Here is a 13221-nt window from a genome sequence, read left to right as displayed (position 1 = left end):
CTTTGAGTTTCCTGACGCTTGAGGTCAGGCGGTAGTTGACGCATCGGCGTCGCGGTGAAATGCAAGTTTGCGCCAGGCTATCGCGCTTGTGTGTACTTCTGCGCATACCGGGCCTGCAGAATCGCGAGCGGTGCCCTGCACGAAGGCCGAGCCGCTATTGTGAATCGGTTCTATATTGAATGGAGTAACCGTAATGGGTGTGCCGTCGAAGCCGTCCAGAATAACGGACAGGGACGGTTGATCCGCCAGGGAAGGGAAGATCACCGACAGGCTCTGGGCCAATGCGGCCACGGCGTTGATGTGGATGTCGCCACTGATGTGATAAGCATTCAGACCGGTCTGCGAAGAGCAGGCGGTGACGCCGATTATCGGCAGGCGAGACATGAAGCACCCCGGTATTATTGCTGTTATGGGTTTGATTCGAGCTTAGCCTTGTTCATTTTTTTACACAACACCCCCGTAAAAAATACAACACGGCCCGCTCAAGCCTGCGGGCGTCAAACGGCCAAGGGGTATAAAAACGCCCCAAAGCGCCTCAAAAAAGCCACACGAGCGCTTTTTTAGGGCAAAAAAGGCCTCACTTGACTTCGGCATGCCGTTCGGGTTGACTGGAATCCGAAAAGATCAATGATTGATATTTTTAACAACAAAGGTGTTGCATCATGTCGGTACCCCCGCGTGCCGTTCAGCTTAACGAAGCGAACGCGTTCCTTAAGGAACATCCTGAGGTTCTGTACGTTGACCTTCTGATTGCGGATATGAATGGTGTGGTGCGCGGCAAGCGCATCGAACGCACCAGCCTCCACAAGGTTTACGAGAAAGGCATCAACCTGCCGGCCTCTCTATTTGCCCTGGATATCAATGGCTCCACGGTGGAAAGCACCGGCCTGGGCCTGGACATCGGTGATGCTGACCGAATCTGCTATCCAATCCCCGATACCCTGTGCAACGAGCCATGGCAGAAGCGCCCGACCGCGCAACTGCTGATGACCATGCACGAACTCGAAGGCGAGCCATTCTTCGCTGACCCGCGCGAAGTGCTGGCCAATGTGGTGCGCAAGTTCGACGAAATGGGCCTGACCATCTGCGCCGCGTTCGAACTGGAGTTCTACCTGATCGACCAGGAGAACGTGAACGGTCGTCCGCAACCACCTCGCTCTCCGGTTTCCGGCAAACGCCCGCACTCGACACAGGTCTACCTGATCGACGACCTCGACGAATACGTCGACTGCCTCCAGGACATCCTGGAAGGTGCGAAAGAGCAAGGCATCCCGGCCGACGCCATCGTCAAGGAAAGTGCCCCGGCGCAGTTCGAAGTGAACCTGCACCACGTGGCCGACCCGATCAAGGCTTGCGACTATGCAGTACTGCTCAAGCGCCTGATCAAGAACATCGCCTACGACCATGAAATGGATACCACCTTCATGGCCAAGCCTTACCCAGGCCAGGCGGGCAACGGTCTGCACGTGCACATTTCGATTCTCGACAAAGACGGCAAGAATATTTTTGCCAGCGAGGATCCCGAGCAGAACGCCGCGCTGCGACACGCGATCGGCGGTGTGCTCGAGACCCTACCGGCTCAGATGGCTTTCCTCTGCCCGAACGTCAACTCCTACCGTCGTTTCGGCGCGCAGTTCTATGTGCCGAACTCGCCGTGCTGGGGCCTGGACAACCGCACCGTAGCGATTCGCGTACCGACCGGCTCCGCCGATGCCGTACGTATCGAACACCGTGTGGCAGGCGCCGATGCCAACCCGTATCTGCTGATGGCTTCAGTTTTGGCAGGCGTGCACCACGGTCTGGTCAACAAGGTCGAACCTGGCGCCCCAGTGGAAGGCAACAGCTACGAGCAGAACGAGCAGAGCTTGCCGAACAACCTGCGCGACGCCTTGCGCGAACTGGACGACAGCGAAGTCATGGCCAAGTACATCGATCCGAAATACATCGATATCTTCGTGGCCTGTAAGGAAAGTGAACTGGAGGAGTTCGAACACTCCATCTCCGACCTTGAGTACAACTGGTACCTGCATACCGTTTAATCGGTTGCAGTAAAACAAACGCCGTCGGCTGATAAGGCCCGCGGCGTTTTTTTATGGCCGCCTGCGGCAGATCGCTGGCAAGCCAGCTCCCACAGTGTCTTGTGTCGCATGCGGATAACGCTTCCACAACAGATCCCTGTGGGAGCTGGCTTGCCAGCGATGGCGTCCTGGCAGACAACATAGATGCCTGCTCGTACAATGCCCCCTGCCCCGCAGGAGACTCCGATGACGCGCACCGCCACCCCCCGCAAACCCCGTGCACGCAGCCAGGCCCGGATCGATTCGATACTCGATGCCGCCCGCACGCTGCTGGCCGCCGAGGGCGTGGCCAGTCTGTCGATCTACAGTGTCGCCGAACGCGCGCAGATCCCACCCTCATCCGTCTACCACTTCTTCGCCAGCGTCCCGTCCCTGCTCGAAGCGCTGACAGCCGACGTCCACGCGGCCTTTCGCGCCTGCCTGCAAGCGCCCATCGACCATGACGCATTGAGTGGTTGGCGTGACCTGTCGCGACTGGTGGAACAACGCATGCTTGAAATCTACAGCGAAGACGCCGCCGCCCGCCAACTCATCCTGGCCCAGCACGGCCTGACTGAAGTCACCCAGGCCGACCGCCAGCACGACATTGAGCTGGGCGACCTGATGCACAAGCTGTTCGATCACCATTTCGAGCTGCCACGGTTGCCGGAAGATGTCGATGTGTTTGCGCTGGCCATGGAGCTCGGTGACCGCGTCTATGCGCGTTCGGTGCAGCAGCACGGGCAGATCACGCCGCGCATGGCTGAGGAAGGGATGCGGGTGTTCGATGCGTATCTGGGGCTGTATCTGCCGCCGTATTTGCCGAAGAGAGCCTGATCGTTCCCACGCTCTGCGTGGGAACGATCCGCGAACGACTCACAACTTGGCGATCGACACCTCGGTGGATTTCACGAACGCGATCACTTCGCTGCCCACCGCCAGTTCCAGCTCTTTCACCGAACGGGTGGTGATCACCGACGTCACGATGCCGGAAGCGGTCTGTACGTCGATTTCCGAGAGCACGTCACCGAGGACGATTTCCTTGATCGAGCCTTTGAACTGGTTGCGAACGTTGATGGCCTTGATAGTCATGATGTTGATTCCTGTCGTTGGGTAAGACTTGAGTTATTGAGCCCAGCGCAACTGCGTAGGCAAGGGTGAAACAGGTTCCGGTTCCGGTGGCTGGCCGGGCAGTGACAGCACGCGGTTGAGGACTTCGGTTTCCAGCGCCGCCAGCCGATGGGAACCGCGAACCCGAGGGCGCGGCAGTTCCACGTGCAGGTCGAGGCCGACTTCGCCGTCTTCGATCAGGATCACCCGATCGGCAATCGCCACCGCTTCACTGACGTCGTGGGTCACTAGCAACACCGTGAAGCCGTGCTGTTGCCAGAGCCGTTCGATCAGCTGCTGCATTTCAATGCGGGTAAGGGCATCCAGCGCACCCAACGGCTCGTCGAGCAACAGCAGGCGCGGTTGATGGATCAATGCACGAGCCAGCGCCACACGTTGCTTCTGCCCTCCGGACAAGGCCGCCGGCCATTCATTGGCGCGATCCGCCAGGCCGACCGCTTCCAACGCTTGCAGCGCTTGCGGGCGCCAGTTGCCCTTGAGCCCGAGGCCGACGTTGTCGATGATCTTTTTCCACGGCAGCAGACGCGCTTCCTGGAACATCAGCCGGGTGTCTTGCCGCGCCTCGCTCAGCGGCGCGGAGCCGGCCAGCAAGTCACCGCCCGTAGGCTGGTCGAGCCCGGCCAGTAGACGCAGCAAGGTACTTTTGCCACAGCCGCTGCGACCGACCACCGCGACGAACTGACCGGCCGGAATGTGCAGATCCATCTCGCGCAGCACTTGCCGCGAGCCGAAGGTTTTTTGCAGCTTGCGCACTGCCAGCGGAATCCCGCGCAGCAGGCGTGGAGGTTGCTCCGCGGTCATGCGGCACCTCCCTTGACGACCTGATAAGCCGGATGCCAGCGCAGCCACACACGTTCAAGCCCACGAGCCGCGAGGTCGGCCAGTTTGCCGAGCACCGCGTACAGCAGAATCGCCAGGACCACCACGTCGGTCTGCAGGAACTCCCGGGCATTCATTGCCAGGTAGCCGATGCCGGAGCTGGCGGAAATGGTTTCGGCGACGATCAGGGTCAACCACATGAACCCCAGGGCAAAGCGCACACCGACCAGGATCGAAGGCAGCGCCCCCGGCAAAATCACTTGGCGGAACAGGCTGAAACCGGACAGACCGTAGCTGCGCGACATTTCCACCAACGCCGGGTCGACGTTGCGGATGCCGTGATACGTGTTGAGGTAGATCGGAAACAAGGTGCCCAGGGCCACCAGGAAAATCTTCGCCGACTCATCGATGCCGAACCACAGGATCACCAATGGAATCAGCGCCAGGTGCGGTACGTTACGGATCATCTGCACCGAGCTGTCGAGCAGGCGCTCGCCCCATTTCGACAGACCGGTGATGAAGCCCAGGGTCAGGCCGATGCCGCCGCCAATGGCGAAGCCCAGCGCCGCGCGCCAGCCGCTGATGGCCAGGTGCGTCCAGATTTCGCCGCTGCGCACCAGTTCCACACCGGCTTCGATCACGGCAACGGGCGCCGGCAGAATCCGCGTCGACAACCAGCCCGCCGACACCGACAACTGCCACACCGCCAACAGCAAGACCGGCAATGCCCAGGGCGCAAGGCTGTGAATGATCTTCTTCATGGCGCGCCTCAGCTCTGGGACGCGGCTTTAGGGAGAATGTCGTTAGCGACCATCTCGCCAAACGGGCTGACGTAGCCGGCGCTTTTCGGCAGCTCGGGACGCTCGATATCCAGGTGCGGGAACAGCAGCTCAGCGACGCGATATGACTCTTCCAGGTGTGGATACCCGGAGAAGATAAAGGTGTCGATACCCAGGTCCGCGTACTCCTTCACCCGGGCAGCCACGGTTGGACCGTCACCCACCAGCGCCGTGCCGGCACCGCCGCGCACCAGGCCAACACCGGCCCACAGGTTGGGGCTGACTTCCAGGTTGTCACGATTGCCACCGTGCAACGCAGCCATGCGTTGCTGGCCCACGGAATCGAAGCGCGCCAGCGAAGCCTGGGCACGAGCAATGGTGTCGTCGTCCAGGTGCGAGATCAGTCGATCCGCCGCTTGCCAGGCTTCGGCGTTGGTTTCGCGCACGATCACATGCAGACGAATGCCGAAGCGCACGGTACGACCGAGCTTGGCGGCCTTGGCGCGCACCTGGGCGATTTTCTCGGCAACAGCGGCCGGTGGCTCGCCCCAGGTCAGGACCATTTCGACCTGCTCTGCCGCAAGGTCCTGGGCCGCTTCCGACGAGCCACCGAAGTACAGCGGCGGACGCGGTTGCTGGATCGGCGGATAGAGCAGCTTGGCGCCCTTCACGCTGATGTGCTGACCATCGTAATCGACGGTTTCGCCTTCCAGCACCCGACGCCAGATGCGGGTGAATTCCACAGAAGCCTGATAGCGCTCTTCGTGGGTCAGGAACAGACCGTCGCCAGCCAATTCTTCCGGATCACCGCCTGTCACCAGGTTGAACAGCGCACGCCCGCCGGACAAGCGATCGAGGGTCGCGGCCTGACGCGCCGCCACGGTCGGGGAAATGATTCCGGGGCGCAGCGCGACGAGGAATTTCAAACGCTGGGTCACCGGGATCAGCGACGCGGCCACCAGCCACGAGTCTTCGCAGGAACGACCGGTGGGAATCAGCACGCCGCCGAAGCCCAGGCGATCCGCCGCTTGCGCGACTTGTTGCAGGTAACCGTGGTCGACGGCGCGAGCGCCTTCGGCGGTACCAAGGTAATGGCCGTCGCCGTGGGTAGGCAGGAACCAGAAGATATTGAGGCTCATGGAGTGGTCTCCTTAGGGAATCGAATTACTGTGCTTTAGCAACGGCCGCCGGTGGCGTCCAGATCACATCCTTGATGCGCAGCGGCTTGGGAATCAGCTTGAGCTGATAGAAGCTGTCGGCGATTTTCTGTTGCGCGGCGACCACTTCCGGGGTCAGGAACAGCGCGCCGTAGCCTTGGCGTTTCACCGACGTCAGGGTGATGTCCGCCGGCAGGCCGAGCAGTGGCGAAACCTGTTTGGTCACATCCTCCGGATTGGCCTTGGACCATTCACCGACCGCACGCACTTCTTCCACGAGGGTCTTGATCACCTCAGGGTTTTTCTGCGCATAGGGCTTGGTGGCCAGGTAGAACTGGTGGTTGTCGACGATGCCCTGGCCATCGCGCAGGGTGTGCGCTTGCAGCTGCTGTTCGGCGGCGGCCTGGTACGGGTCCCAGATGACCCAGGCATCGACGCTGCCACGCTCGAACGCGGCGCGGGCATCGGCCGGCGGCAGGAATACGGTCTGGATATCGGTGTACTTGAGGCCGGCGTCTTCCAGGGCGCGGACCAGCAGGTAATGCACGTTGGAGCCTTTGTTCAGGACGACTTTCTTGCCCTTGAGGTCCTTCACCGATTTGATCGGCGAGTCCTTCGGTACCAGGATCGCTTCGCTGTGCGGCGCTGGCGGTTCGTAGGCGACGTAGAGCAGATCAGCGCCCGCTGCCTGAGCGAACACTGGCGGGGTTTCGCCGGTGACGCCGAAGTCGATGGAGCCGACGTTCAGGCCTTCGAGCAGTTGCGGGCCACCGGGGAATTCCGTCCATTGCACATCGACGCCTTGGGCGGCGAGGCGTTTTTCCAGGGTGCCTTTGGCTTTGAGCAGCACCAGGGTGCCGTATTTCTGGTAGCCGATTCGCAGAGTTTCAGCTTGAGCTTGAGTAATGGCGCCGAAGGTGACAGCCGCAGCAAACAGAGCGACCAGACCGCGACGCAAAATGACAGGGCGCATGGCGCTCTCCTTTTTGCAGTTGGGTTTTTGGCTGCACCTGCTTGCCCGTTAGCGGGCGAGTAAGGCGAGTACATCAATTTTCGGAAGGGCTTAAATGCTCCAGCGAGCACTCAACAAACGATCATTCAACAGGTTCGGATCGAGCGGCCGGGGCCGTCGTGCCATGGCGCTGAAAAACAACTCCAGCGACTCATCCAGTCGTTGCTCCAGCTCCGGCGCCAACTGCGCCAGCGCGCTGCCTTCGCCGTAAGCGATCTGGCTGTCGACGGCGAAAATCCCCTGCAGCAGCTCCTGGGCCTTCAATGCCGACAACACCGGCTTGAGCGCATAATCCACCGCCAGCATGTGGGCAATGCTGCCCCCCGTGGCCATCGGCAGCACTACCTTGTGGCTCAGGGCACGCTCAGGCAGCAGGTCCAGCACGGTTTTCAAGGCCCCGGAAAACGAAGCCTTGTACACCGGCGTGGCGATCAGGAGGCCATCGGCGTTTTCAATCTGTTGCAGCAGATCGACGACCTTCGGGCTATCGAAGCGGGCGTGCAGCAAGTCTTCGGCCGGGAAGTCCCGTACCTGATAACTCACGACCTCCACGCCGCGCTTTTGTAACCAACGTCGGGAGCGATCCAGCAGCACCCCGGAACGGGAGCGCTGGCTGGGACTGCCACCCAGTGAGACGACCAGCATTCAGATACTTCCTTAAACGGAGTTGGCGATTCGCGACTTGCGATCTCGCTTTGATGGAATGACCTTAACAGGTGATTTATATATCCATAAATCATATTTATTCATTTGGTTATACGCTTTAGATATATAAATTCCATTTCTTCCAGACGAAAAAAAGGCCGTCGAAACGGCCTGAAATCCCCTGCTTTATGTCCTGCGAGATCGTTCCCACGCTCCGCGTGGGAACGATCATGTAAGGATTACCGATTCGGCTGCGGCGTCAGGCGCAGGTACGGTTTCACCGCGCGATAGCCCTTGGGAAAACGCTGCCTGATTTCTTCTTCATCCTTGAGCGAAGGCACGATCACCACTTCATCACCGTCCTGCCAGTTGGCCGGGGTGGCCACCTTGTAGTTGTCGGTGAGCTGCAGCGAGTCGATCACCCGCAGAATTTCATGGAAGTTGCGCCCGGTGCTCGCCGGGTAGGTGATGGTCAGCCGAACCTTTTTGTTCGGGTCGATCACGAACAGCGAGCGCACCGTCAGGGTGTCGTTGGCGTTGGGATGGATCAGGTCGTACAGGTCCGATACCTTGCGATCGGCGTCATCGAGAATCGGGAAGTTGACCACGGGTTCTGGGTTTCGTTGATGTCTTCGATCCACTTGTGGTGCGAATCCACCGGGTCGACGGACAGCGCGATGGCCTTGACCCCACGCTTGGCGAATTCATCTTTCAACTTGGCGGTAAAGCCCAGCTCGGTGGTGCACACCGGCGTGAAGTCGGCCGGGTGGGAGAACAGCACACCCCAGCTATCGCCCAGCCACTGGTGGAACTGGATAGCACCAGCGCTGGAATTCTGTTCGAAATCGGGGGCGATATCGCCCAGTCTGATGCTCATGGTGCTGCTCCTGATGAGTGCTGGTTGAGATCAACTGTGCCTGTATTTCTTATCTATTAAAAAGAATAAATATCGATTTATTTAGACCTAAAGGAAATATTAAACATCTCTTCACTGGACGCGCGAACTCATCGCGCCGAACATCGCCCACAAGGTTCGAGAAGGCCTTGAGTTGCTGCAAAAGAGGGGACTTTCCAGGCGGGTTTACGGGGGTGAGCCCGCCTCGAAAACGCATAAGCCCCGCCCGGCGTGATGCCGGGCGGGGCTTTTTTTGCCTGGGTTCCGAGCGCTATTACAACAGCGGGATCGAGTAGCTGACGATCAGGCGGTTCTCGTCCTGGGAGCGAGTGTTCGGCAGATCGGTGCGCCAGGTGGCGTTTTTCCACATCACGCCGAGGTTTTTCAACGCACCGGACTGGACGACATAACCCACGGTCAGATCGCGCTCCCACTCGGAAGCGCCGCTGGCCGCTTCACGACCGGCCGAGTTGACGGTATCGATGTCGTCGCCATGCAGGTACACCACGCCCGCCGTCAGGCCAGGCACGCCGACCTTGGCGAAGTCAAACGAGTAGCGTGCCTGCCAGGTGCGTTCGCCGGCACGGGCGAACTTCTGGATTTGCGAGTCGGTGATGATGTAGGCCGACGATCCGTCGCCCTGGTTCAGCCACGGGAAATCGCTGCTGCCATTGCTGACCTGATAACCGCCACCGAAGGTGTGACCGGCAACGGTGTAGAGGAACAGGCCGCTGTACAGATTGTTGTCGACCTTGCCTTTACCGCTCGGAGCGTTGTAGTTGCCAGTGGAGTAGTAAAGTGGGTCGTGACCGTTGGCACCGTCATCGGAGCTGTTGAAGTAGCGCAAGTCCGACTTCAACACACCCGGACCGATTGCCCAGTTGTGCACCAGACCCAGGAAGTGTTGCTTGTAGAACTCTTCGAGGTTGCCGTAGTAGTACTGGGCAGTCAGGTCCTTGGTGAGCTTGTAGTCACCACCGGCATAGATGAACTTGTTGCTGTCTCGACCTGTTGCGGCACGGCTGTTGGCGCCCGAGATCGACAACTGTTCGTTGTTGCTCGAGTTACGACCTTTTACCTGCTCGATCTGGCCACCGATCAGGGTCAGGTCCTTGATGTCGCCCGAGGTGAGTTGGCCACCCTGCCAGGTTTGTGGAAGCAGACGGCCATCGTTGGTCACGATCACTGGCAGTTTTGGTTGCAGGGTGCCCAATTTCAGCTCGGTCTGAGAGATCTTGGCTTTGGCAGTCACACCCAGGCTGGAGAAGTTATCAACCGCTTCGCCGTTGGACTTGCTTGGGAAAACAGTGCCGCCATAAGAGTTGTTGGTAGCACCGTTGGTGCCGCCGCCCGAATCCAGCTTCACGCCCAACAGACCGATCGCATCAATACCGAAGCCAACAGGGCCCTGGGTATAACCGGAGGTGAAACGCAAATCAAAACCCTGGCCCCACTCTTCGTTTTTGTTCGGACCGGTACCGTCACGGTAGTCGGTGTTGATGTAGAAGTTGCGCAGCCCCAATGTTGCCTTGCTGTCTTCGATGAAACCGGCGGCGCTTGCCTGCTGCGCCAAAACCCCTACGGTCACAGCCAGGGCCAAGGTGGACTTGTTCATTGTTTCGCTCCTATCGTTCTCTAATTTCTTGGTCCTGGGTCGAATGCCCTGGATCCGCAAGCGCCATTCGCGCCAGACCGTCTGGACCGGTCGTTTTTTTGGGCCGCGCAGAATACTCCTTCATAATCCTAAAAAGAATTGATAAATTACTTTTAATCGCATTTAGGAATATACCTCGACAGCGCAGACCCGAGGTATCGGCGACAAACCGATGCCTGGATTTTTTTTGAGTTCGGGGGAGTTAAAGCTTTATCCGAAGCTTACGGTGCGTATCGGACGGCTTTACTTTAAGCGCTTGAGAAAGAAGCTAAAAAGAATAAAAAATAATCACATGCATCGTTTATGGAATATGAAAACGGACGCGAAAAAAGCCTCGTCCGTTGACGAGGCTTTTTGCTACGGCTTACTTGAAGGCGTAGGTGTAGTTGAAGATCACACGGGTCTGGTCTTCATCAAGGGTACTGGTATTGCCACGATACATACCGTGGCGCAGCGTGGTACCGAACCCTTTGAGCGGACCGGTTTGAATCACGTAATCCACACGCAGGTCGGTCTCGCGCTCGTTCAGGTCCTTGCCAGTACCGTTGGTGGCCTTGATGTCCTGGCCGTACAGGTAAGCGGCCGAAGCTTTCAAGCCTGGTACACCCAGCGAAGCGAAGTCGTAGGAGTACTGACCGTACGTGGTGTTTTCACCGGCACGGATAAAGCTGCCCACGGTGGCATCGGTGAACGAGTAGAAGCTGGCGCCGCCGGCACCTTCGTTGCGACCGTTGCCATCGACAACGTTGGCCTGGTTGAGGAAGACGAAGCCGCCGTCGTCGTTGACACGCTGATGCCCGAGCAGGAATGCACTGCCACCCAGGGTATAGGTGAACGTGGCGCTCCAGGTCTTGTTATCGACCTCGCCCGGGGTCTTGGCGAAGCCGTTGTTGTTGTTGAACCGGTAGCCCGCCTGGCCGCTGCCGTTCTTGCCATCGGAGCTGCTGTCGAAGTAACGAATGTCAGTCTTGAACGACTGGTTAGGCGCGATCGGGTAAACGTGCACCAGGCCGAGGAAGTTCTGCTTGTAGAAGTCTTCCAGGTTCGCGTAGTAGTACTGCAGCAACAGGTCTTTGGTGACTTTCCAGTCAGCACCGGCATAACGGAACTGGTTGCTGTCCTGAGTAGCGCCAGCCACAGACAGGCCAGTGCTGTTCGAGGAGGCGCGACCTGTCGCGTGCTCGAGTTGACCGACGTTGAAGGTCACGTTGTCGATTTCCTTCGAGGTGATGGTGCCACCTTCAAAGGTTTGTGGCAGTACGCGACTGTCGTTCGCGATCAGGATCGGCATGTTGGGCTGCAAGGCACCACCGTAGTGGGCCTCGGTCTTCGAGAAGCGTGCCTTGACGTTGCCCGCCAGACGGCTCCACGAACTCTCTGCCGAACCATCGGAATCACTAGGGGAGAAGGAGTTGTTGTCCGGGTGATGGCCCTTGCCGCCGTCCAGATGGATGCCGACCAGTGCCTGGGCGTCGATACCGAAGCCGACAGTGCCTGGGGTGAAGCCCGACTGGTAATCGAACTTCAGACCCTCGGCAGCTTCGCGCTGCCGGTTAGCAGGTGTCGACGCACCTTCACGCTTGTCCGAGTCGAAATAATAGGTACGGGAACTGACGGAAGCCTTGCTGTCTTCGATGAAACCCGCGGCGCCTGCCTGCTGCGCCATAACCCCTACGGCCACGGCCAGCGCCAAGGTGGACTTGTTCATTGTTAAACTCCTCTCGTTTCTAATTCTTGTATTCCTGGCCCGGAATCGATGTCCCGGATCCTAAGATGCGCGATTAGCGCCAGAGCGTGACCCACAAGTCAATCGTAACTTTGTGTGTCTACGACCATAGTCTAATCCCCTGTTTTTTGGTCCCTGCCGGGTCATGAGCTCGTCATAAACCTGAAAAGAATGATCGGATTCTTTCCTCATACCCTTTAGGAATTTAGCTCACCGTCTCACCGCCCTCGGGATAGAGCGGCTGGCTCATAAGCTAATTCCTAAATGGTATTTATTAGGCGTTTTTTAGATCGATTAGGTTTAGAAGCAATTCCGAAACAAAACCTATCGAAAAGGCCGACGCCATGACGAACAAGCGCGCACTATCCCGTCCATTTGTTACAGTTTGTGTATCGTTGATGGTCTCTTTTTCCGCCCATGCGGCGAACCTCACGGTGGGCTACCAGACCGGTATCGACCCGAGCAAAGTCCCCCAGGCGGATGGCCTTTACGAAAAAACCATTGGCGAGAAAATCGACTGGCGGCGCTTCAACAGTGGTCCGGAAGTGGTCACCGCCATTGCCTCCGGTGATGTACAGATCGGCAACCTCGGTTCCAGCCCACTGGCTGCCGCGGCCTCGCGCAATCTGCCGATCGTCGCTTTCCTCGTTTCCGCGCAGATCAATGCCGCCGAAGCCCTGGTGGTGCGCAACGGCAGTGGCATCGATAAACCGCAAGATCTGATCGGCAAGACCATCGCCACGCCGTTCGTTTCCACTTCCCACTACAGCCTGTTAGGCGCGCTGAAGCACTGGGGGCTGGACGCCTCGAAAGTCAAAGTGGTGAACCTGCAACCGGCGGAAATTGCCGCCGCCTGGAAGCGTGGAGACATCGACGGCGCGTTCGTCTGGTCGCCGGCCCTGGGGGAAATTCGCAAGACCGGCAAGACCTTGACCGATGCCGCGCAGGTCGGCCAATGGGGTGCACCAACCTTCGAAGTCTGGGTAGCGCGCAAGGATTACGCCCAGAAGCACCCGGAGGTCATCGCCCGGTTCGCCAAGGTGACCCTCGACTCATTTGCCGACTATGCGGCGCATAAGGACAGCTGGACCGCGGATTCGGTACCGGTGCAAAAAATCGCCAAACTGACCGGTGCCAACGCCGTCGATGTGCCGGAACTGCTGGCCGGTTCCGCGTTCCCGGATGCCAAGGCACAACAGACCAGCGCACTGCTGGCCGGCGGCACGGCGCAGGCGATTGGCGAGACGGCGAAGTTCTTGAAGGAACAAGGGAAGGTTGAGACGGTGCTACCGGATTATTCGCCGTATGTCAGTGCGAAGTTCGTGCAGGAATAACGCAATGATCGT

At 59.0% G+C, this 13221-nt stretch carries 12 protein-coding genes and 1 pseudogene; 3 read left to right on the top strand and 10 right to left on the bottom strand.

The features are described from left to right. Positions 1-24 precede the first annotated feature (24 nt). Entirely contained in the window at positions 25-384 is a 360-nt protein-coding gene (locus tag ACIO0C_RS01050; RefSeq protein WP_401306742.1) for a gamma-glutamyl-gamma-aminobutyrate hydrolase family protein, read from the bottom strand. A gap of 278 nt (positions 385-662) precedes the next feature. Here ACIO0C_RS01050 and ACIO0C_RS01045 point away from each other — a divergent pair, with 278 nt between their 5' ends. Together ACIO0C_RS01045 and ACIO0C_RS01040 are read left to right on the top strand one after the other, a co-directional pair. After that, positions 663-2039 carry a glutamine synthetase family protein gene (locus ACIO0C_RS01045; RefSeq protein ID WP_007976355.1) on the top strand — a complete coding sequence of 459 codons (1377 nt, stop codon included), beginning with the start codon at positions 663-665 and terminating at the stop codon, positions 2037-2039. 225 nt (positions 2040-2264) lie between these two features. Further along, positions 2265-2894 carry a TetR/AcrR family transcriptional regulator gene (locus ACIO0C_RS01040; protein ID WP_401306740.1) on the top strand — a complete coding sequence of 210 codons (630 nt, stop codon included), beginning with the start codon at positions 2265-2267 and terminating at the stop codon, positions 2892-2894. A gap of 39 nt (positions 2895-2933) precedes the next feature. Here ACIO0C_RS01040 and ACIO0C_RS01035 read toward each other — a convergent pair whose 3' ends face one another. The 9 genes and pseudogenes from ACIO0C_RS01035 to ACIO0C_RS00995 all read right to left on the bottom strand — a co-directional run bounded on the left by ACIO0C_RS01035 (position 2934) and on the right by ACIO0C_RS00995 (position 11857). Further along, complete coding sequence (locus ACIO0C_RS01035; protein ID WP_007967989.1) at positions 2934-3149, bottom strand: molybdopterin-binding protein; 216 nt, start codon at positions 3147-3149, stop codon at positions 2934-2936. A 33-nt stretch (positions 3150-3182) separates the two neighbouring features. Next, complete coding sequence (gene ssuB, locus ACIO0C_RS01030) at positions 3183-3989, bottom strand: aliphatic sulfonates ABC transporter ATP-binding protein (RefSeq protein WP_401306737.1); 807 nt, start codon at positions 3987-3989, stop codon at positions 3183-3185. Further along, entirely contained in the window at positions 3986-4768 is a 783-nt protein-coding gene (ssuC, locus tag ACIO0C_RS01025) for an aliphatic sulfonate ABC transporter permease SsuC (protein WP_401306734.1), read from the bottom strand. The genes ssuB and ssuC overlap by 4 nt, the downstream gene beginning before the upstream one ends. A gap of 8 nt (positions 4769-4776) precedes the next feature. Then, on the bottom strand, positions 4777-5925 hold the full coding sequence (gene ssuD / locus ACIO0C_RS01020; protein WP_272603956.1) for an FMNH2-dependent alkanesulfonate monooxygenase: 1149 nt from the start codon (positions 5923-5925) through the stop codon (positions 4777-4779). A gap of 25 nt (positions 5926-5950) precedes the next feature. Then, entirely contained in the window at positions 5951-6916 is a 966-nt protein-coding gene (locus ACIO0C_RS01015; protein ID WP_401306731.1) for a sulfonate ABC transporter substrate-binding protein, read from the bottom strand. A 90-nt stretch (positions 6917-7006) separates the two neighbouring features. Then, complete coding sequence (ssuE, locus tag ACIO0C_RS01010; RefSeq protein ID WP_401306729.1) at positions 7007-7600, bottom strand: NADPH-dependent FMN reductase; 594 nt, start codon at positions 7598-7600, stop codon at positions 7007-7009. 239 nt (positions 7601-7839) lie between these two features. Continuing rightward, positions 7840-8477: pseudogene (locus ACIO0C_RS01005) on the bottom strand (peroxiredoxin). Positions 8478-8769: 292 nt separating this feature from the next. After that, positions 8770-10110 (bottom strand): OprD family porin, encoded by a 1341-nt coding sequence (locus tag ACIO0C_RS01000; RefSeq protein ID WP_401306726.1) that lies wholly within the window; start codon positions 10108-10110, stop codon positions 8770-8772. Between the two features lie 403 nt (positions 10111-10513). Next, entirely contained in the window at positions 10514-11857 is a 1344-nt protein-coding gene (locus tag ACIO0C_RS00995; protein WP_401306723.1) for an OprD family outer membrane porin, read from the bottom strand. Positions 11858-12219: 362 nt separating this feature from the next. Between ACIO0C_RS00995 and tauA the strand changes: the two genes are divergently transcribed. Continuing rightward, a complete protein-coding gene (tauA, locus tag ACIO0C_RS00990; protein ID WP_401306720.1) occupies positions 12220-13209 on the top strand; it encodes a taurine ABC transporter substrate-binding protein in 990 nt (329 codons plus the stop codon). The last annotated feature ends 12 nt before the right edge of the window (positions 13210-13221 follow it).

Origin of the sequence: Pseudomonas sp. NPDC087336 (assembly GCF_044744285.1) — a bacterium.
Taxonomy (GTDB): Bacteria; Pseudomonadota; Gammaproteobacteria; order Pseudomonadales; family Pseudomonadaceae; genus Aquipseudomonas.
The sequence above is the reverse complement of the archived record's forward strand: the minus strand, read 5'-3'. Positions and strand labels throughout refer to the sequence as shown.

Coding starts and splice junctions, on each gene's coding strand:
- ACIO0C_RS01050 (WP_401306742.1), bottom strand. CDS start 384: ATGTCTCGCCTGCCGATAATCGGCGTCACCGCCTGCTCTTCGCAGACC.
- ACIO0C_RS01045 (WP_007976355.1), top strand. CDS start 663: ATGTCGGTACCCCCGCGTGCCGTTCAGCTTAACGAAGCGAACGCGTTC.
- ACIO0C_RS01040 (WP_401306740.1), top strand. CDS start 2,265: ATGACGCGCACCGCCACCCCCCGCAAACCCCGTGCACGCAGCCAGGCC.
- ACIO0C_RS01035 (WP_007967989.1), bottom strand. CDS start 3,149: ATGACTATCAAGGCCATCAACGTTCGCAACCAGTTCAAAGGCTCGATC.
- ssuB (WP_401306737.1), bottom strand. CDS start 3,989: ATGACCGCGGAGCAACCTCCACGCCTGCTGCGCGGGATTCCGCTGGCA.
- ssuC (WP_401306734.1), bottom strand. CDS start 4,768: ATGAAGAAGATCATTCACAGCCTTGCGCCCTGGGCATTGCCGGTCTTG.
- ssuD (WP_272603956.1), bottom strand. CDS start 5,925: ATGAGCCTCAATATCTTCTGGTTCCTGCCTACCCACGGCGACGGCCAT.
- ACIO0C_RS01015 (WP_401306731.1), bottom strand. CDS start 6,916: ATGCGCCCTGTCATTTTGCGTCGCGGTCTGGTCGCTCTGTTTGCTGCG.
- ssuE (WP_401306729.1), bottom strand. CDS start 7,600: ATGCTGGTCGTCTCACTGGGTGGCAGTCCCAGCCAGCGCTCCCGTTCC.
- ACIO0C_RS01000 (WP_401306726.1), bottom strand. CDS start 10,110: ATGAACAAGTCCACCTTGGCCCTGGCTGTGACCGTAGGGGTTTTGGCG.
- ACIO0C_RS00995 (WP_401306723.1), bottom strand. CDS start 11,857: ATGAACAAGTCCACCTTGGCGCTGGCCGTGGCCGTAGGGGTTATGGCG.
- tauA (WP_401306720.1), top strand. CDS start 12,220: ATGACGAACAAGCGCGCACTATCCCGTCCATTTGTTACAGTTTGTGTA.